At 71.6% G+C, this 17,361-nt stretch carries 16 protein-coding genes; 14 read left to right on the forward strand and 2 right to left on the reverse strand.

Features of this window, described 5'->3' with window-relative positions; genetic code table 11:
- Window positions 1–41 precede the first annotated feature (41 nt).
- Window positions 42–1,292 carry a DUF349 domain-containing protein gene (locus RYJ27_RS06385; protein WP_330171875.1) on the reverse strand — a complete coding sequence of 417 codons (1,251 nt, stop codon included), beginning with the start codon at window positions 1,290–1,292 and terminating at the stop codon, window positions 42–44.
- A 63-nt stretch (window positions 1,293–1,355) separates the two neighbouring features.
- A complete protein-coding gene (locus tag RYJ27_RS06390; protein ID WP_330171876.1) occupies window positions 1,356–1,637 on the reverse strand; it encodes a dioxygenase in 282 nt (93 codons plus the stop codon).
- Between the two features lie 88 nt (window positions 1,638–1,725).
- Here RYJ27_RS06390 and RYJ27_RS06395 point away from each other — a divergent pair, with 88 nt between their 5' ends.
- From RYJ27_RS06395 to RYJ27_RS06460, 14 genes are all read left to right on the forward strand, one after another.
- Window positions 1,726–3,141 (forward strand): replication-associated recombination protein A, encoded by a 1,416-nt coding sequence (locus RYJ27_RS06395; RefSeq protein WP_330171877.1) that lies wholly within the window; start codon window positions 1,726–1,728, stop codon window positions 3,139–3,141.
- Window positions 3,142–3,321: 180 nt separating this feature from the next.
- On the forward strand, window positions 3,322–3,951 hold the full coding sequence (gene rpsD, locus RYJ27_RS06400; RefSeq protein ID WP_330171878.1) for a 30S ribosomal protein S4: 630 nt from the start codon (window positions 3,322–3,324) through the stop codon (window positions 3,949–3,951).
- Window positions 3,952–4,078: 127 nt separating this feature from the next.
- Complete coding sequence (locus tag RYJ27_RS06405) at window positions 4,079–4,327, forward strand: ATPase (protein ID WP_330171879.1); 249 nt, start codon at window positions 4,079–4,081, stop codon at window positions 4,325–4,327.
- 80 nt (window positions 4,328–4,407) lie between these two features.
- Window positions 4,408–7,074 (forward strand): alanine--tRNA ligase, encoded by a 2,667-nt coding sequence (alaS, locus tag RYJ27_RS06410; protein ID WP_330171880.1) that lies wholly within the window; start codon window positions 4,408–4,410, stop codon window positions 7,072–7,074.
- A complete protein-coding gene (gene ruvX, locus RYJ27_RS06415; RefSeq protein WP_330171881.1) occupies window positions 7,071–7,547 on the forward strand; it encodes a Holliday junction resolvase RuvX in 477 nt (158 codons plus the stop codon). The genes alaS and ruvX overlap by 4 nt, the downstream gene beginning before the upstream one ends.
- Entirely contained in the window at window positions 7,547–8,995 is a 1,449-nt protein-coding gene (mltG, locus tag RYJ27_RS06420; protein ID WP_330171882.1) for an endolytic transglycosylase MltG, read from the forward strand. Before ruvX ends, mltG begins: the two co-directional genes overlap by 1 nt.
- 1 nt (window position 8,996) lies before the next feature.
- Window positions 8,997–9,842 (forward strand): shikimate dehydrogenase, encoded by an 846-nt coding sequence (locus RYJ27_RS06425; protein ID WP_330171883.1) that lies wholly within the window; start codon window positions 8,997–8,999, stop codon window positions 9,840–9,842.
- A 4-nt stretch (window positions 9,843–9,846) separates the two neighbouring features.
- Entirely contained in the window at window positions 9,847–11,073 is a 1,227-nt protein-coding gene (gene aroC, locus RYJ27_RS06430; RefSeq protein WP_330171884.1) for a chorismate synthase, read from the forward strand.
- Window positions 11,060–11,617, forward strand: a complete 558-nt coding sequence (locus RYJ27_RS06435; RefSeq protein WP_330171885.1) for a shikimate kinase — start codon at window positions 11,060–11,062, stop codon at window positions 11,615–11,617. The genes aroC and RYJ27_RS06435 overlap by 14 nt, the downstream gene beginning before the upstream one ends.
- Complete coding sequence (gene aroB, locus RYJ27_RS06440; RefSeq protein ID WP_330171886.1) at window positions 11,614–12,693, forward strand: 3-dehydroquinate synthase; 1,080 nt, start codon at window positions 11,614–11,616, stop codon at window positions 12,691–12,693. The genes RYJ27_RS06435 and aroB overlap by 4 nt, the downstream gene beginning before the upstream one ends.
- Window positions 12,690–13,145 (forward strand): type II 3-dehydroquinate dehydratase, encoded by a 456-nt coding sequence (aroQ, locus tag RYJ27_RS06445; protein ID WP_330171887.1) that lies wholly within the window; start codon window positions 12,690–12,692, stop codon window positions 13,143–13,145. Before aroB ends, aroQ begins: the two co-directional genes overlap by 4 nt.
- Before the next feature lie 105 nt (window positions 13,146–13,250).
- The gene (gene efp, locus RYJ27_RS06450; RefSeq protein WP_330171888.1) at window positions 13,251–13,811 is read left to right on the forward strand and encodes an elongation factor P; all 561 of its coding nucleotides are present in this window, start codon (window positions 13,251–13,253) and stop codon (window positions 13,809–13,811) included.
- Between the two features lie 18 nt (window positions 13,812–13,829).
- Window positions 13,830–14,240, forward strand: coding sequence for a transcription antitermination factor NusB (gene nusB, locus RYJ27_RS06455; protein WP_330171889.1), 411 nt, complete (start codon window positions 13,830–13,832; stop codon window positions 14,238–14,240).
- 67 nt (window positions 14,241–14,307) lie between these two features.
- Entirely contained in the window at window positions 14,308–17,289 is a 2,982-nt protein-coding gene (locus tag RYJ27_RS06460) for a DEAD/DEAH box helicase (protein ID WP_330171890.1), read from the forward strand.
- Window positions 17,290–17,361 lie beyond the last annotated feature (72 nt).

Below are 17,361 nucleotides of genomic sequence, written 5' to 3' on the forward strand. Positions count from 1 at the left end.
TGGGGGAGGGCGCCTTCGTGGCCCGCGGTGGGCGGAGGGTGTCAGCCGCCGACGACGTCGAGCCAGGCTCGGCGCGTGGACAGTTCGTCCTCGAGGCGCGTCGCGGCTTTGGCGTCGCCGCGCTGGTGCGCCTGCGCGATCTCCCGCTCCAGCTTCTCGATCGCGTCGGCCAGCTGCCGCGCCATGTCTCCCGCACGCGCCTTGGTCTCGGGGTTGTTGCGCTTCCAGTCCGCGTCCTCGCGCCCACGCAGCGCGGACTCCACCTTGCGGAGGGCGTCGTCGAGGGCGCGGTCACGCTCGCGAGGGGCGACGCGGCCGATCTCATCCCAGCGACGCTGGATGCCGGTGAGCAGCGAGCGCGCAGCGGAGAGATCCTTCTCGTCGGCCACGGCCTGCGCCTCGGCGATGAGGGCCTCCTTCGCCTCGATCTTCGGCCGTGACTCGGCGATCTCCGCGGCATCCCGTTCGGCGCGGGCGCCGTAGAGGGCGTCTCCGGCGGCCTTGAACCGGGCCCACAGCGCGTCGTCCGCCTTCTTGCCGGCGCGCCCGGAGGCCTTCCACTCGTCCAGCAGGGCTCGATAGGAGGGGATGCCGTCCTCGCCCTTGTCGCGCAGCGCCTCGGCGCGCTCCACGAGGCGGGTCTTGCGCTCGCGTGCGCCCTTGTGCGCCTCGTCGAGCTCGGCGAAGAACTCCCGGCGGTGCTTGTCGATGATCGCTCGCGCGTCGCGGAAGCGCTTCCACAGTTCCTGCGCGGTGCTCTTGGGCAGCCGCGGCCCCGTCTGCTGATGGGACTGCCAGGAAGCGAAGAGATCGCTCATCTCCTGCGTGGCCTGCTTCCATTGGACCGTCTTGGGGTCCCGGGCAGCGAGCGCCTCGGCGCGCTCGACGAGCGTCGTCCGCTCGACGACGGCCCGCGCGACGGCCTCCTTCGCGGCGGCGGTCTCCGCCGCCGACGCCTCGGAGAGCGCAGCGGAGAGCGCGTCGACGCGCGCGATCAGGCCGCCGAGGTCTCCGACGGCAGCGGCGCCCTCGATGTCGGCGCGCAGGTGGGCGGCCGCGGATGCGAGGTCGGCCGCCGAGGCGCCGCCTCCGCGGTGGCGCTGTTCCAGGAGCGTGACCTTGTCGGCCAGGTCGGTGAACTTGCGCTCGTAGTAGGCGAGGGCCTCGTCCGGCGTGCCGTCGGGGTACTGGCCGACTTCGCGCCAGTTGTCGCCCTCGCGGACGTAGACGGTGCCGTCGTCATCGACGCGGCCCCACGCCTGCTCGGGCGCGGAAGCAGTCTCGGAGGACACGGTTCTCCTTGTGCGGTGCCGGGGGAGTGGGTCCGGACCAGCCTAGTACGACCGGACCACGGCTCAAGGGGTCGTGCTCGGCTCGGGGGCCGGCGCACTGGACAGGGACGGGCTGGGGGAGCTGGTGTCATCCGGGGCGGGGGCGCCGGGTCCGATGGTGGCGAAGGCGACCTGCGAGGCGATCGCGGCGGCGATGACGAGACCGCCGGCGACCGCGGCCACGACGGTGTCGCGGCGACGGCGGGCCACGATGCCGTCGTGGAGGGTCCGTCGAGCCTCGTAGGCCCGTTCCCGGGCGCGCGCCTGTTCCTGGGCGCGCTGGCGTTCGCTCTTTCCTCGTGCCATGGCATTCTCCCTCGTGGCGGGCCGTGGACGGATCGGCCACGAGCCTAGCCGCGCCCGGGATGTCGGCCGCCCCGGTTAGCCTGAGGGGATGGCCGGCTCCAGTGCGCTCTTCGCGGGATCGACGCCGCTGGCCGTGCGCATGCGGCCCGCGGCTCTCGACGAGGTCGCGGGTCAGCAGCACTTGCTGCGACCGGGGTCGCCGCTGGTCGCCCTCGCCGATCCGGATCGCGCGTCGACGGGCGCTGTCTCCGTCATCCTGTGGGGGCCGCCCGGCACCGGGAAGACGACGCTGGCGCAGGCTATCGCCCGCTCCTCGGGGCGGCGCTTCGTCGAGCTCTCCGCCGTCACGGCGGGGGTCAAGGACGTGCGCGAGGTCATGCAGGACGCCCTCACGCAGCGCGACCTGTACGGCGCGCAGACGATCCTCTTCCTCGACGAGATCCACCGCTTCACGAAGGCGCAGCAGGATGCCCTGCTGCCCGGCGTCGAGAACGGGTGGGTGGTGCTCATCGCCGCGACGACCGAGAACCCCTCGTTCTCGGTGATCTCCCCGCTGCTCTCGCGTTCTCTGCTGCTGACCCTCAAACCGCTCTCCGACGCCGACCTCGCGCTGCTGATCGATCGCGCCGTGGACGACCCGCGGGGGCTCGCGGGGGCGGTCCGGCTGGATGACGAGGCGCGCTCGGCCCTCGTGCGGCTCGCGTCGGGCGATGCTCGCCGCGCGCTGACGGCTCTCGAGGCCGCCGCCGTCATGACCATCGGCGCCACGGAGGCCGACGGCGACCGCATCGACGCCGGGACGGACACCGACGACGAGACCGACACCGATGAGGATGCGGCGGCGGACGAGGATGCGTCGGCCGCGCCCGTCGTCGGTGCCGACGCCGTCGCGCGGGCGGTGGACCGGGCGCTGCTGCGGTACGACCGCCAGGGCGACGAGCACTACGACGTGATCAGCGCGTTCATCAAGTCCATCCGCGGCTCGGACGTCGATGCCTCGCTGCACTATCTCGCGCGGATGATCGAGGCGGGGGAGGACCCCCGCTTCATCGCGCGGCGACTGGTCATCTCCGCGTCCGAGGACATCGGGCTCGCCGACCCGCAGGCCCTGCAGATAGCGGTCGCCGCGGCGGACGCGGTCGCGTTCATCGGGATGCCGGAGGGGCGCATCCCGCTCGCGGAGGCCACGGCCTATCTGGCCACCGCCGCCAAGTCCAACGCGGCGTACGTCGCGATCGACCGGGCCCTCGCGGATGTGCGCGCGGGCAGGATCGGACAGGTCCCCGTGCACCTGCGCGACGCCCACTATGCGGGGGCGAAGCGTCTCGGGCACGGGAAGGGGTACGTGTATCCGCACGACAGCGAGGTCGGCGTCGCCGCGCAGAAGTATCTCCCCGAGCCGCTCGAGGGGACGCGCTACTACTCCCCGACATCGCACGGTGCCGAGCGCGACATCTCAGCGCGCCTGGAGAAGATCCGCCGCATCCTCGGCGACGCGCGATGACGGCTCCGTCGCGCGCCGGGCGGCTCTGGTAGTATAGGAGGGTTCGGAACCCACGTTTCCGGGCATCCCCCTCATCCTTTCACTCCACCGGCGCGCTGCGACGTGCGTGCCGGCCGGCGGATGGCGGGATACGTCCGTGAGCTGCGAAAGACGCGGCCACGTCACCGGAAGGACAGCTTCGTGACCACGAAGTCCCAGGACCGCCGCAAGGTGCGCCTCTCGCGCGCCCTCGGCGTCGCACTGACCCCCAAGGCCGCCCGCTACCTCGAGAAGCGTCCCTACGCTCCCGGCGAGCACGGCCGCACCAAGCGCAAGGCCGACAGCGACTACGCCGTCCGTCTGCGCGAGAAGCAGCGTCTGCGCGAGCAGTACGGCATCCGCGAGAAGCAGCTGCGTATCGCCTTCAATGAGGCTCGCCGCACCGAGGGCCTGACGGGTGAGAACCTCGTCGAGCTGCTCGAGATGCGTCTCGACGCGCTCGTCGTGCGCGCCGGCTTCGCCCGCACGACCGCGCAGGCCCGCCAGCTCGTCGTGCACCGTCACATCCTCGTCGACGGTCAGCTCGTGGATCGCCCCTCGTTCCGGGTCAAGCCGGGACAGCAGATCCACGTCAAGCCCAAGAGCGAGAGCCTCGAGCCGTTCCAGGTGGCGGCTGCCGGCGGTCACGCCGAAGTGCTGCCCCCGGTTCCCGGCTACCTCGAGGTCGACCTGTCGACCCTCCGGGCCACGCTCGTGCGTCGCCCGAAGCGCGCGGAGGTCCCCGTGACCTGTGACGTGCAGCTCGTCGTGGAGTACTACGCGGCGCGCTAAGCGACGTCCACCGCTGCGAAGCGCACGAAGGGCGCCGGGTCTCCACGGATCCGGCGCCCTTCGGCGTCGGTGGCTACGATGGGTCAGACGCCGCGTCCGCGACGTCTATCGGCGAGGAAGTGATGACATGAAGAACCTCCTGTGGTTCACGTTCGGCATCGTCGGCGGTTTCGTGATCGCGCACCTGGTGGACAAGAACCCGGCCGGTCACGACGCCCTCGCCGAGATCGACGCGCGGATCGGGGAGTTCACCGACCGCATCGGCGAGGCCTACCGGGACCAGGAATCGCGCCTGGGTCAGATCGTCGACGACGCCAAGGACGCGGTGGCACGCGCCGCCGACGCGGCGGCCGACTCGGCCCGCTCCGCCGAGTAGCAGCGCCCCGCTCGACACACCCACCTCTCTCACCGCCGCGGACCGGCGGTGATCACGCTGGCAAGGACACCCCACTCCGCATGAAGACCGCCGACATCGCGAAGCGCTACCTCGACTACTTCGAGAAGAACGACCACACCATCGTTCCGTCGGCGTCGCTCGTGACCGATGATCCCTCGCTGCTGTTCACGGTCGCCGGGATGGTCCCGTTCATCCCCTACCTCACGGGCGTCGTCCCCGCGCCCTTCTCGCGGGCGGCCGATGTGCAGAAGTGCATCCGCACGAACGACATCGAAGAGGTCGGTCACACGGCTCGCCACGGCACCTTCTTCCAGATGCTCGGGAACTGGTCGTTCGGCGACTACTTCAAGGAAGGCGCGATCGGCTACGCATGGGAGCTGCTGACGTCGTCGGAGTCCGACGGCGGGCTGGGGTTCGCAGAGCGCGACCTGTGGGTGACCGTCTACGAGGACGACGACGAGGCGGCGCTGCTGTGGCAGAAGGTCGCCGGTGTCCCCGCCGAGCGCATCCAGCGTCTGGGGAAGGACGACAACTACTGGTCCACGGGCCAGCCGGGCCCCGCGGGCCCCTGCTCGGAGATCTACTTCGACCGCGGTCCCGCCTACGGTCGCGATGGCGGACCCGCCGTCGACGACAACCGGTTCACCGAGATCTGGAACCTCGTGTTCATGCAGGATCTCATCACGAACGTGCGCAGCAAGGTCGACTTCGACATCGTCGGCGAGCTCCCGATGAAGAACATCGACACGGGCATGGGGCTCGAGCGCGTCGCCTTCATCAAGCAGGGCGTCGAGAACATGTACGAGATCGACCAGGTGCGTCCCGTGCTCGATCGCGCCGTCGAGCTCTCCGGCCGCCGCTACGGCGCGGAGCACGAGGACGACGTGCGCTTCCGCGTCATCGCCGACCACGTCCGTTCGTCGCTGATGCTGCTCTCCGACGGCGTCACCCCCTCCAACGAGGGTCGCGGTTACATCCTCCGCCGTCTGATGCGCCGGTCGGTGCGCGCCATGCGTCTGCTCGGGGTCGACGGCCCGACGTTCCCCGAACTGTTCTCCGCCTCGCGGGACGCGATGAAGTCCGCGTACCCCGAGCTCGAGACCGAGTACCCGCGCCTCTCCGCGTACGCGTACGCCGAGGAGGAGACGTTCCTGCGCACCCTCGCCTCGGGCTCGAGCATCCTCGATCTCGCGGTGACGCAGACGAAGGATGCCGGGGGCACACAGGTGTCGGGGACGGAGGCGTTCCTTCTCCACGACACGTACGGCTTCCCGATCGACCTCACGCTCGAGGTGGCCGCCGAGGCGGGCCTGAGCGTGGATCGTGCGGCGTTCGACGCGCTCATGCTGGAGCAGCGCACGCGCGCCAAGACCGACGCGAAGAGTCGTAAGCGCGCCCTCGCGGACCACAGCGTCTACCGCGACTTCCGCGCCCTGGGCGAGACCGTCTTCACGGGATACACCGACCTCGAGACCGAGTCCCGGGTGCTCGGCCTCCTCGTCGAGGGCGTCTCCGTTGACCGGGTGGGCGTCGGGCAGGTGGCCGAGGTCATCCTCGCGGAGACCGCGCTGTACGCCGAGTCCGGCGGGCAGGTCGCCGACAAGGGGATCATCGTGGGTCCGGGGTACGAGCTTGACGTGCTCGACGTCCAGAAGCCGGTGCCGGGCCTCGTCAGCCACACCGTCGAGGTCACCGCGGGCGAGGTGGCCGTGGGCGCCGCGGCGACATCGGTCGTCGACGCCGCGAACCGCCGTGCGGCGCGCCAGGCGCACTCCGCGACGCACCTCGTGCACGCCGCGCTGCGGGACACGCTCGGGTCGAGCGCGACGCAGGCCGGTTCGCTGAACCGGGCCGGCTATCTGCGGTTCGACTTCACGTGGGGCCAGGCGCTGTCGGCCCAGACGCGCTCCGAGATCGAGGAGATCGCGAACAACGCCATCCGCGACAACCTCGCGGTCGAGACGCGCGTGCTCTCGCTCGACGAGGCGAAGGCCGCCGGTGCCATGGCGCTGTTCGGCGAGAAGTACGGCGACGTCGTGCGGATGGTCGACATCGGCGGTCCGTGGTCGCGCGAGCTGTGCGCCGGCACCCACGTCGGATCCAGCGCCGAGATCGGGCTCATCTCGCTGGTCGGCGAGTCCTCGGTGGGCGCGTCGAACCGCCGCATCGAATCCCTCGTCGGTCTCGACGCGTTCCGTGAGCTCGCCGCCGAGCGCGCCATCGTGTCACAGCTGACGACATCGCTGAAGACGCCCCGCGACCAGCTCCCCGACAGGATCGCGGAGCTGTCGGCGAGCCTGAAGGCAGCCGAGAAGAAGATCGCGGCCTACGAATCGCGCGCCCTGCTGGAGCGGGTGCCCGCTCTCGCGGAGGCCGCCGAGAGCATCGGTGCGGTGCGGGTCGTCGCGGCGGACGTGTCGACCGTCGCATCGCAGGACGACCTGCGTCAGCTCGTCGTCGGCGTGCGCGACCGGCTGTCGGCGGCTACCGCCGTCGTGGCGCTGGGTGCCAGGGTCGGCGATCGTCCGGTCGTGATCGTCGCCACGAACGACGACGCGCGTGGGCGGGGCATCAAGGCCGGCGTCCTGGCGAAGGCCGCGGCCGCGGCTCTCGGCGGCGGCGGCGGCGGGCGGGACGACATCGCGCAGGGTGGCGGGGCGGATGCCGCGGCGCTCCCCGAGGCGCTCGAGGCGGTCCGCGCCGGCATCCGCGCCGCGATCGCGTGAGCGGATTCCGCCCCGGCGTGCGGCTCGGCGTCGACGTCGGGAGGGCGCGCGTGGGTGTGGCCCGCTGCGACCGCGACGGTCTGCTCGCGACTCCCGTGGAGACCGTGACGCGCACCGACCCCGGAGCCGTCGCGCGCATCGCCGCGCTGGCCGACGAGTACGGCGCCGTCGAGATCGTGGTCGGCCTGCCGGTGAGCCTGTCGGGAGGTGAGACGCCCTCGACGTCCGATGCGAGGGCGTTCGCGGCGGAGATCGTCGCGGCATCCGCCCTGCCCGTGCGCCTGGTCGACGAGCGGCTGAGCACCGTGACGGCGCACGACGCCCTCCGGCGCTCGGGCCGGTCCCAGCGCTCGTCGCGTAGCATTGTCGACCAGGTCGCCGCGGTCGTGCTCCTGCAGCACGCCCTCGATATCGAGAAGAGGACGGGACGCCCTGCCGGCGAGCCCGTCCATCCTGAGGAGCCCCCCTCCTGATGTCCCATAACACGCCCTCTGAAGGTCCTGACGAGGATCGGTTCGCCGAGCTCTTCGGGAAGCTCCCGGACCCGCGTCAGCGCGACGCCGGAGAGCGCCAACCCGAGCCCGAGCCGCCCCTGTCGCGTCGGGAGGCCAGGCAGCGCGCCGCCGCCTCGTCTCCGGGCCCGGGCGCGGGCGCAGACGAGGGCACTCCCGAGCCCGTCGCGGCCCCGCGCGCGGACGCTCCGCGCATCACGCGGGAGCCGGCACCCGCGCCGGCGGCGGCGGGGCATTCGGCGGCGGGCGGCGGCTCGACGATGACGCTCGACGCGCTGTTCGCCGACGAGACGCACGCGACGCCCACCCGCGCGGAGAAGAAGCGGAATCGCCGCGTGGGGGGCTGGATCGCTCTCGGCGTCGTGGTGCTGGTCGTCGGGGGGATCGTCGGTACGGGCGCATGGGCATGGGCCGCCTACGAGGACCAGATCCGCGCCGTCTTCGGATGGCAGGAGCCCATCGACTACGAGCCCGGGATGGCCACGGGCGAAGCGCTCGTGACCATCGTCGACGGCGACACGGGTGCGACGATCTCCGACACGCTCTACGAGGCCGGCGTGACGATGACGCCCGAGGCCTTCTACTCGCACATCCTCACGCTCGACGCGGTGCCCACCTTCTATCCGGGCGTGTTCCAGCTTCAGCAGCAGATGACCTCGGCCGCGGCGCTCGAGGCGCTGCAGAATCCGGACAACCGTATGGAGAACTCGGCGCAGCTGCGCGAGGGCCTCACGGTAGAGCAGACGCTTCCCCTCCTGGCCGACGGCATCGGCCTGCCGATCGAGGAGCTGCAGGCGGCCGTCTCCGACCCCGCGCTGTATGGCGTGCCCGCGGCCACCCTCGAGGGCTGGCTGTTCCCGGCGACGTATCAGTTCTCGCCGGGCGTGACCGCACCCGAGGTCATCCAGACGCTCGTGGACCGCACGATCCAGTCGCTCGACTCGGCGGGCGTGCCGGTGGAGGAGCGCGAGCGCATCCTCACGATCGCGTCGATCATCGAGCGCGAGGCGCGCTTCGAGGACGACTTCTATCGCGTCTCGCGCGTCATCTACAACAGGCTCTCGCCCGACAACCAGGAGACCAACGGGCTGCTGCAGATGGACTCGACGGCGCAGTACGGCTACGGCGAGATGCACGACGGCACCGTCTCCTCGACCGCCGAGGCGCTCGAGGACGACAACCCCTGGAACACGTACGTGAACACCGGGCTCCCGATCGGTCCCATCGCCAATCCCGGCGACACCGCGATCGATGCCGCGATGAATCCCGCCGACGGCCCGTGGCTGTATTTCGTCACGGTCAATCTCGACACCGGCGAGACGGTCTTCACCGAGACGAACGCGCAGCATCAGCAGGCCGTCACGCAGTGGCAGCAGTGGTGCCGCGACAATCCCGACTCCGGGTGCTGACGTGACGGTCACCGGACCCCGCACCCGCCTCGCGGTGTGGGGGAGCCCGATCGCGCACAGCAGGTCCCCGCAGCTGCACCTCGCAGCCTACGCCGCGCTCGGACTGGACTGGCGCTACGAGCGGCGTGAGGTCGGCGCGGAGCGCTTCGACGAGTCCGTCGCCTCGCTGGATGACACGTGGCGGGGCCTGTCGCTGACGATGCCGCTGAAGGAGGGCGCGTTCCGCATCGCGGTAGAGCGGGATCGCCGTGCCGAGCTCACCGGGGCCGTCAACACGCTCCTGCTCGGACCCGGGGGCCCGCGGGGCGTCAACACGGACGTGGGCGGTCTCGTGCGAGCTCTCGGCGACGCCGGGGTGCGGGCGGTGGAGACGGCGCGCGTCATCGGGGCCGGGGCCACGGCATCCTCCGCTCTGGTCGCGCTCAGCGAGCTGGGCGCGTCGCGCGTGGATGTGCTCGCCCGGCGTCCGGACGCGGCCCGGGGACTGGTCGTCCTCGGCTCCCGCCTCGGGATGGATGTGCGTGCGCGCCCGCTCGGCGAGGATCCGGCGACGCTTGCGGACGTGGTCATCGGCACGCTGCCGGGCGGCGCGGCGCTGGCGGAGAAGGACGCGGACGCCGCGCTGACGGATGCCCCGGTGCTGCTGGATGTCGCCTACAGCCCCTGGCCGTCCGCCCTCGCGGAGCGCCAGCGGCTCCGCGGCGGCGCGGCTGTCTCGGGCCTCGGGATGCTGCTGCACCAGGCCCTCTTGCAGGTGCGATTCTTCGCGAACGGCGACGTGGACGAGCCGCTCGCCGCGGAGGACGACGTCCTCGCCGCGATGCGTGCGGCGCTCATGGGAGACTAGACATATGCTTCGCGTGCTCACGGCCGGTGAATCCCACGGCCCCGAACTCGTCGCCGTCATGGAGGGACTGCCCGCGGGCGTCCCCGTGTCGCTCGACGCCATCCGCGCCGACCTCGCCCGCCGGAAGCTCGGCTACGGCCGCGGCTCCCGCATGAAGTTCGAGGAGGACGAGCTCACCATCTCCGGCGGCGTGCGTCACGGGCTGTCGCTCGGCAGCCCCATCGCGCTGCGCATCGGCAACACCGAGTGGCCGAAGTGGGTCGAGGTGATGAGCCCCGAGCCCGTCGAGCTGACCGAGCGCTCGCGCGGCCGCGGTGCCGCCCTCACCCGTCCGCGCCCGGGGCACGCCGATCTCGTCGGCATGCAGAAATACGGCTTCGACGAGGCACGCCCGATCCTCGAGCGCGCGAGCGCCCGCGAGACCGCCGCGCGCGTCGCCCTCGGCGCGCTGGCCCGGGGCTTCCTCGCGGAGCTCGGTATCCGGCTCGTGAGCCACACCCTGTCGATCGGTCCGGTTCGCGTCCCGGATGACGCGCGCCTGCCGACCCCGGACGACGTCGACGCCCTCGACGCCGACCCGCTGCGATGCTTCGACCCCGAGACGTCCTCGCGGATGGTCGCCGAGGTCGACGAGGCCCGCAAGGACGGCGACACCCTCGGCGGGATCGTCGAGGTGCTCGCCTACGGACTGCCGCCCGGGCTCGGCTCCCACGTGCACTGGGATCGTCGCCTCGACGGCAAGCTGGCGCAGGCGCTCATGAGCATCCAGGCGATCAAGGGCGTCGAGGTCGGCGACGGCTTCGAGACCACCCGCCGCCGCGGGTCGGTCGCCCACGACGAGCTCTTCGCGGCCGACGCCGGCATCACGCGCGGCTCCGACCGCGCCGGCGGCACCGAAGGCGGCATGTCCACGGGCACGGTGCTGCGCGTTCGCGCGGGCATGAAGCCGATCGCCACGGTCCCGCACGCACTGCGCACCGTCGACGTGGCATCCGGGGAGACGGCCTCCGCGCACCACCAGCGCTCCGATGTCTGCGCCGTGCCAGCGGCGGGCGTCGTGGCCGAGGCCATGGTGGCGATCGTGCTCGCCGACGCGGTGCTGGAGAAGTTCGGCGGCGACAGTGTCCGCGAGACCCGTCGCAACCTCGAGTCCTACCTCGCCGAGATGCCGGCGACGCTGCGGTCGGCGCCGGCATCAGAGGCCGACCTGCTCGCGCATGAGCTCTCCTGACGGCGGCGCCCTCGTCCTGGTCGGCCCGATGGGCTCGGGCAAGACGAGCGTCGGCAAGCGCGTCGCTCGGGCGCTGGGCTGGTCCTTCACCGACACCGACGCCCTGGTGGTGCGCGAGAACGGACCCCTGCCGCAGCTGTTCGCCACCCACGGGGAGGCACACTTCCGGGCGCTGGAGCGCGACGCGGTGAGCCGTGCGCTGGCGGGCGGCGGCGTCGTGTCCCTCGGCGGCGGCGCGGTGCTCGATGCGCGCACCCGGTCGGACCTCGCCGCGCACCGGGTGGCGCTGCTCACCGTCGACCCTCACGTCGTCGCATCGCGCCTCGGGGGAGCGGGCCGGCCGCTCCTGGACGGAGAGGACCCCCTGGCGCGATGGCAGCGCATCCTCGCCGAGCGGCGACCCCTGTACGAGGAGGTCGCGGACGCGACCTTCGACACGTCCTCCGGCCCGCTCTCGCGGGTCGTGGAGGCGATCGTGACCTGGGCCCAGGCGCCCCTTCCGCCCTCGTCCCCGGCCCAGTCCGGCATCCAGGAGACCCTGTGAGCATCACGACCATCACCGTGGCCGGCGACGACGGCTACGACATCCTCATCGGCCGCGGCACGCTCGCGCGGGTCGGCGATCTGCTTGCGGCGTCGACGCGGAAGGTCCTCATCGTCCACCCGCCGACCCTCGGCCGCAAGGCGTCCGCCCTGCGCGAGCAGCTCATGGCGGACGCGGGACGCGAGGTTCTGCTCGCCGAGGTGCCCGACGCGGAGGCGGGCAAGCGCGTCGAGGTCGCCGCGTTCTGCTGGCAGGTCATGGGTCAGGCGGACTTCACCCGCACCGACGCCGTCATCGGGTTCGGCGGGGGAGCCGTGACCGACCTGGCCGGATTCGTCGCGGCGACGTGGCTGCGCGGCGTGCAGATCGTGCAGGTCCCCACCACCGTGCTCGGGATGGTCGACGCGGCCGTCGGCGGCAAGACCGGCATCAACACCGCAGAGGGCAAGAACCTCGTCGGCGCCTTCTGGCCGCCGCGCGCCGTCGTCTGCGACCTCGACCTCCTCGAGACCCTTCCGCATAACGAGATCGTCGCCGGCTTCGCCGAGGTGATCAAGGCGGGCTTCATCGCGGAGCCCGAGATCCTCGAGATCGTCGAGTCGGATGCCGCGGCGGCGGTCGACCCGACGACGCCCGCCTTCCGGCGGTGCATCGAACTCGCGATCGGGATGAAGGCGCGGGTCGTGGCCGAGGACCTGCGCGAGGCGGGGCTGCGCGAGACGCTCAACTACGGGCACACGCTCGGGCATGCGATCGAGCACGCGGAACGCTATCGGTGGCGTCACGGCGCGGCCGTCTCCATCGGGATGGTCTACGCGGCCGAGCTGTCGCGCCTGGCCGGGCGGCTCTCGGATGCCGGCGCCGCGCGCCACCGCGACATCCTGGAGAGCCTGGGCCTTCCCACCGACTATCGCGCGGGGGCGTGGCCGCAGCTGCTGGCAACGATGCAGCGCGACAAGAAGAGCCGCGGCGGGATGCTGCGCTTCATCGTCCTCGACGACATCGGCCGCCCCACGGTCCTGCAGGCCCCCGACGAGTCGCTGCTGTTCGCCGCATACCAGGAGGTCGCGTCATGACCGACCGCCGGCTGCTGCTGGTCAACGGACCGAACCTGAACCTGCTCGGGACCCGGGAGCCGGCCGTCTACGGCTCCGACACGCTTGAGGACGCCGAGGAGCTCGCGATGCACGCGGCGCGCGCGCGGGGCTTCGACATCCGCGCCGTGCAGAGCAACCACGAGGGTGTGCTGATCGACGCGATCCACGCCGCGCGGCACGACTGCGCAGGCATCGTGATCAACCCTGGGGGGCTCACCCACACCTCGGTGGTGCTCCGCGACGCCCTCGCGGGCGTCGCTCTCCCGGTGGCCGAGGTCCACGTCTCGGATGTGAAGGCGCGCGAGAGCTTCCGGCATCATTCGTATGTCGAGGACATCGCGGTCGTCCACGTCATCGGTCTGGGGGTGGCCGGGTACGGCGTCGCGATCGAGCGCCTCATCGACGTCATCGAGTCCGACGGCGGGCACTGATACGCACCCGTCGGACGGTCATCACGTAGAATCGACCGTCGGGCCCGGCTGGGCCGCACTCCTCCCGGGCGCAGGCCCCGCCATCTCGAAGGACCTCACACACCCATGGCTTCCACCGCAGACATCAAGAACGGCGTCGTCCTCAACATCGACGGGCAGCTCTGGAGCGTCGTGGAGTTCCAGCACGTCAAGCCCGGCAAGGGCGGCGCCTTCGTGCGCACCAAGCTGAAGAACGTCATGACGGGCAAGGTCGTCGACAAGACCTTCAATGCCGGCTCCAAGGTGGAGATCGAGAACGTCGACCGCCGCGACTTCACGTACCTCTACAGCGACGGCGACGGCTTCGTCTTCATGGACACGGCCGACTTCGACCAGCTGACCGTCGCCGCGGCGACGGTGGGCGACGCGAAGAACTTCCTGCTGGAGAACCAGCAGGTCACGATCGCGCTCAACAACGGCAACCCGCTCTACATCGACCTGCCCGCCTCCGTCGTGCTGGAGGTGACGTACACCGAGCCGGGCCTGCAGGGCGACCGCTCCTCGGCCGGCACCAAGCCCGCGACGGTGGAGACGGGCTACGAGATCCAGGTCCCGCTCTTCCTCGAGACCGGCACGAAGATCAAGGTCGACACGCGCACCGGGGATTACCTCGGTCGTGTCAGCTGAGCCGGGGGCTTCCACGTCATGAGCGCTCGCACGAAGGCGCGCAAGCGCGCCCTCGACATCCTCTTCCAGGCCGATGTGCGCGGAGAGCAGGTCTCGATCATCCTCGCGGCCGAGGCCAAGCGCGCGGCCGGCGAGCCGGCGCGCGAGGCGTCGTGGCTGTACGCGCGTGAGATCGTCGACGGCGTCATCGATCACCGCGACGACATCGACGAGGTCATCGCCACCCACAGCCGGGACTGGAAGATCGAGCGGATGCCGGCGGTCGACCGGGCGGTGCTGCGGATAGGCGTCTGGGAGCTGCTCCACAACGACGACATCCCCGCAGCGGTGGCGATCGACGAGGCGGTCGAGCTCGCCAAGGAGTTCTCCACCGACGATTCGGGCTCGTTCGTGCACGGCGTGCTGGCCCGCGTCGCCCGGGCGGGATGAGCGCGCAGCCGACGCGAGCGCCGCACGGGCCCGTCGCGTGTCCGAGGCGTCTGAGAGCATGACCGGGATGGGTCACACTGCACGTTCGCCCTCGACGCCGCCGACGTGGCGCGATCTCATGACCCGTGCGCCGGCATCGCGCGGCGAGGTGCCCCTGGCGCTGGGCGTGGATCTGCGGCGGGCGATCCCGGGATCGTCGCCGTGGCTGCCCCGGCAGTCCGAGGCCGCCACGGCGCGCACACTGCGGCTCGCTCACGACGACCTGCGCCTGCGCGTGCACCCGATGCGGCGCAGCCCGCACACGGGAACATGGATCAAGGGCGAGGCGACGTGGGAGGCGGTGCGGCGCCCCGGCGGAGTGTTCGCCCCTGCGCAGGCCCGCTGGTTCGCGGAGCTGTACAGCATCGCCCGCGATGTCTTCGCGATCGGGGCGTTCGCCGCCGTGTCCGAGGGAATCGTGCTCGACGGCGTGGGATCGGGACTGCTGTGGCAGCACCTCCGGGCCGCATCGGCGCTCGAGATCCCCCTCGTCGGCCTGCACCGGAGCATCTCGGTCGCGCTGGCGGAGAGCGCGTCGTCGAGCATCGGGATCTCCCCGCGCAGCGACGGCGCGCTGGATGTGTCCGCGAGGGTCGTGATCGACGGGGCGGAGGTCGAGGCGCGGGGAGTGCGCCCGATCGGCGCGACGGGGGTCTACGCCGTCGCGACGAACGGAGCCCGCATCCACGTCGCCATCGCGGAGCTCCCCCTCGATGATCCGCTGCAGACGCTCCTGTCCGCGCACGGCGCCATCCGGGTGCCGGCGGCCGAGCGGGAGGACTTCCTCGCGCAGGCGGGTCCGCGGCTGGGTCGCCGCGGTGACGTCGAGTTCTCGGGCGGGATCACGCCGGTGCGGATGCCGGAGCCCGCCCCGGTTCTGGAGGTGGCGCACCGGCCGGAGGACCGCGTCGACGTGGCGCTGCTCTGGGACTACCCCGGGGCGGGTCGCGTGTCCGATGCGGAGGGCTCCGCCCGTCGGGACGCACCCGTCGAGCGCGACCGTGAGACGGAGACCCGTTGGGTGCGGCGGATCTCCGAGGAATGGCACCGCGCGCTCGGCGACGCCTTCGCCCCGACGCGCACCGCGCAGGGGGTGCGGGCCGCGGAGATGGTCACGCGCGCCATCCCGGCGCTCGAGAGGATCGGCGTCCGCATCGAGACCGCGGGGAGGCACCGCACCTACCGCGAGCTGGCGGGCGACCCTCACATCTCCGTCTCCACGGTCGAGAGCGCCGACCCCGACTGGTTCGACCTCGGCGTGATCGTCTCGATCGACGGTCGGCGCATCCCCTTCGCTCCGCTGTTCACCGCCCTCACACAGGGGCGCAGGAAGATGCTCCTCGCGGACGGCGGCTACTTCTCCCTCGCGCATCCGGCGCTCCAGCGCCTGAAGGACCTCATCGGCGAGGCCGCGGACGTGGCCGAGTGGGAGACGGGCCCACGTCTGCATCGCCACCAGAGCGCTCTCTGGGCGGAGTTCGAGGATCTCGCCGATGAGTCCGCGGCCGCGCTGACGTGGCGATCGGCCGTGGCGGGACTGCGCGACGTGAGCCGAATCCCGTCGACGCCGATTCCCCGCGCGCTGAATGCGACGCTCCGGCCGTATCAGCGATCGGGCTTCGACTGGCTCGCGTTCCTCTGGCGGCACCGCCTGGGAGGGATACTCGCTGACGACATGGGGCTTGGAAAGACCCTCCAGACGCTGGCTCTCGTCGCGCACGCGGTGGAGTCGGGGGAGCGGCGACCCTTCCTCGTGATCGCCCCCACGTCGGTCACCTCGGTGTGGCGCGACGAGGCGGCGAGGTTCGTCCCCGGTCTTCGGGTGCAGACGATCACCGAGACGCGCGGACGTCGCCCGCACACGGTCGAGCAGCTCGCCGGCGACGCCGATATCGTCGTGACCTCCTATGCGGTTCTCCGTCTCTCCGCCTCCGAATTCGCCCCGATCGGCTGGGCGGGCGTCATCGTCGACGAGGCGCAGTTCGTCAAGAACGCCCAGACGAAGGCGCACCGCACGGTGGGGGAGCTGCGGGCGGATGCCGTGTACGCCCTCACCGGCACGCCGCTCGAGAACTCGCTCGCCGATCTGTGGGCGCTGCTGTCGTTGACGGCCCCGGGCCTGTTCGCCTCGGCGCGCCGCTTCCGGGAGGACTACATCGGTCCCATCGAGCAGCGGAGGGTGCCGGAGAACTCCGAGGGCGGGGCGTTCCGCGCCGAGCGGCTGGCGCGGCTGCGCCGACGCATCCGCCCCCTCGTCATGAGGCGCACCAAAGAGCTCGTGGCGCCCGAGCTGCCTCCGTTGCAGGAGCAGGTCCAGCACGTCGAGCTCAGCGCCGAGCACCGCGAGATCTACGACGCCGTGCTGCAGCGCGAGAGGAAGAAGGTGCTCGGACTGCTCGATGACCTCGACCGCAACAGGTTCATCGTCTTCCGCTCGCTGACGCTGCTGCGAATGCTGAGCGTCGATGCGGGCCTCGTCGACGACGCCTACGCGAAGATCGGTTCCGCCAAGCTCAACGCGCTCGTCGAGCAGCTTGCGGAGATCGCGTCCGAGGGCCACCGCGCGCTCGTGTTCAGCCAGTTCACGAGCTTCCTCGCGCGCGTCTCCCGGCGCCTCGACGCGGCGGGCGTGGCGCACACCCAGCTCGACGGGTCCACGAGAGACCGCGACGAGGTCGTGCAGCGGTTCCGATCCGGCGCCGCGCCGGTCTTCCTCATCAGCCTCAAGGCGGGAGGCTTCGGTCTCACCCTGACCGAGGCCGAGTACGTGTTCGTCGCCGACCCGTGGTGGAACCCCGCGGCCGAGTCGCAGGCGATCGACCGGGCCCACCGGATCGGGCAGGATCGCTCCGTGATCGTGTACCGCATGATCGCCTCCGACACGATCGAGGAGAAGGTCGCGGCGCTGCAGGCGCGCAAGGCGCGCCTGTTCACCGCCGTCATGGACGACGAGGAACTCTTCGCCCGCGCGTTCTCGGCCGACGACATCCGCGCGCTGCTGGAATCGTGACGTCCGGGTGTTTTGCCCGGTCCGTCGCTCAGGGCGCTGCCGGGGGCCGCCCGTACAATCGAGGGGTTCACG

The sequence above is a fragment of the Microbacterium limosum genome, from assembly GCF_036324365.1.
Lineage (GTDB): Bacteria > Actinomycetota > Actinomycetes > Actinomycetales > Microbacteriaceae > Microbacterium > Microbacterium limosum.

Bases quoted from the DNA above. Each gene is read 5' to 3' on its own strand.
- aroC (WP_330171884.1), top strand. From the start codon at position 9,847: ATGCTTCGCGTGCTCACGGCCGGTGAATCCCACGGCCCCGAACTCGTC.
- RYJ27_RS06405 (WP_330171879.1), top strand. From the start codon at position 4,079: ATGAAGAACCTCCTGTGGTTCACGTTCGGCATCGTCGGCGGTTTCGTG.
- mltG (WP_330171882.1), top strand. From the start codon at position 7,547: ATGTCCCATAACACGCCCTCTGAAGGTCCTGACGAGGATCGGTTCGCC.
- RYJ27_RS06395 (WP_330171877.1), top strand. From the start codon at position 1,726: ATGGCCGGCTCCAGTGCGCTCTTCGCGGGATCGACGCCGCTGGCCGTG.
- efp (WP_330171888.1), top strand. From the start codon at position 13,251: ATGGCTTCCACCGCAGACATCAAGAACGGCGTCGTCCTCAACATCGAC.
- RYJ27_RS06390 (WP_330171876.1), bottom strand. From the start codon at position 1,637: ATGGCACGAGGAAAGAGCGAACGCCAGCGCGCCCAGGAACAGGCGCGC.
- RYJ27_RS06460 (WP_330171890.1), top strand. From the start codon at position 14,308: ATGGGTCACACTGCACGTTCGCCCTCGACGCCGCCGACGTGGCGCGAT.
- nusB (WP_330171889.1), top strand. From the start codon at position 13,830: ATGAGCGCTCGCACGAAGGCGCGCAAGCGCGCCCTCGACATCCTCTTC.
- RYJ27_RS06435 (WP_330171885.1), top strand. From the start codon at position 11,060: ATGAGCTCTCCTGACGGCGGCGCCCTCGTCCTGGTCGGCCCGATGGGC.
- aroQ (WP_330171887.1), top strand. From the start codon at position 12,690: ATGACCGACCGCCGGCTGCTGCTGGTCAACGGACCGAACCTGAACCTG.
- alaS (WP_330171880.1), top strand. From the start codon at position 4,408: ATGAAGACCGCCGACATCGCGAAGCGCTACCTCGACTACTTCGAGAAG.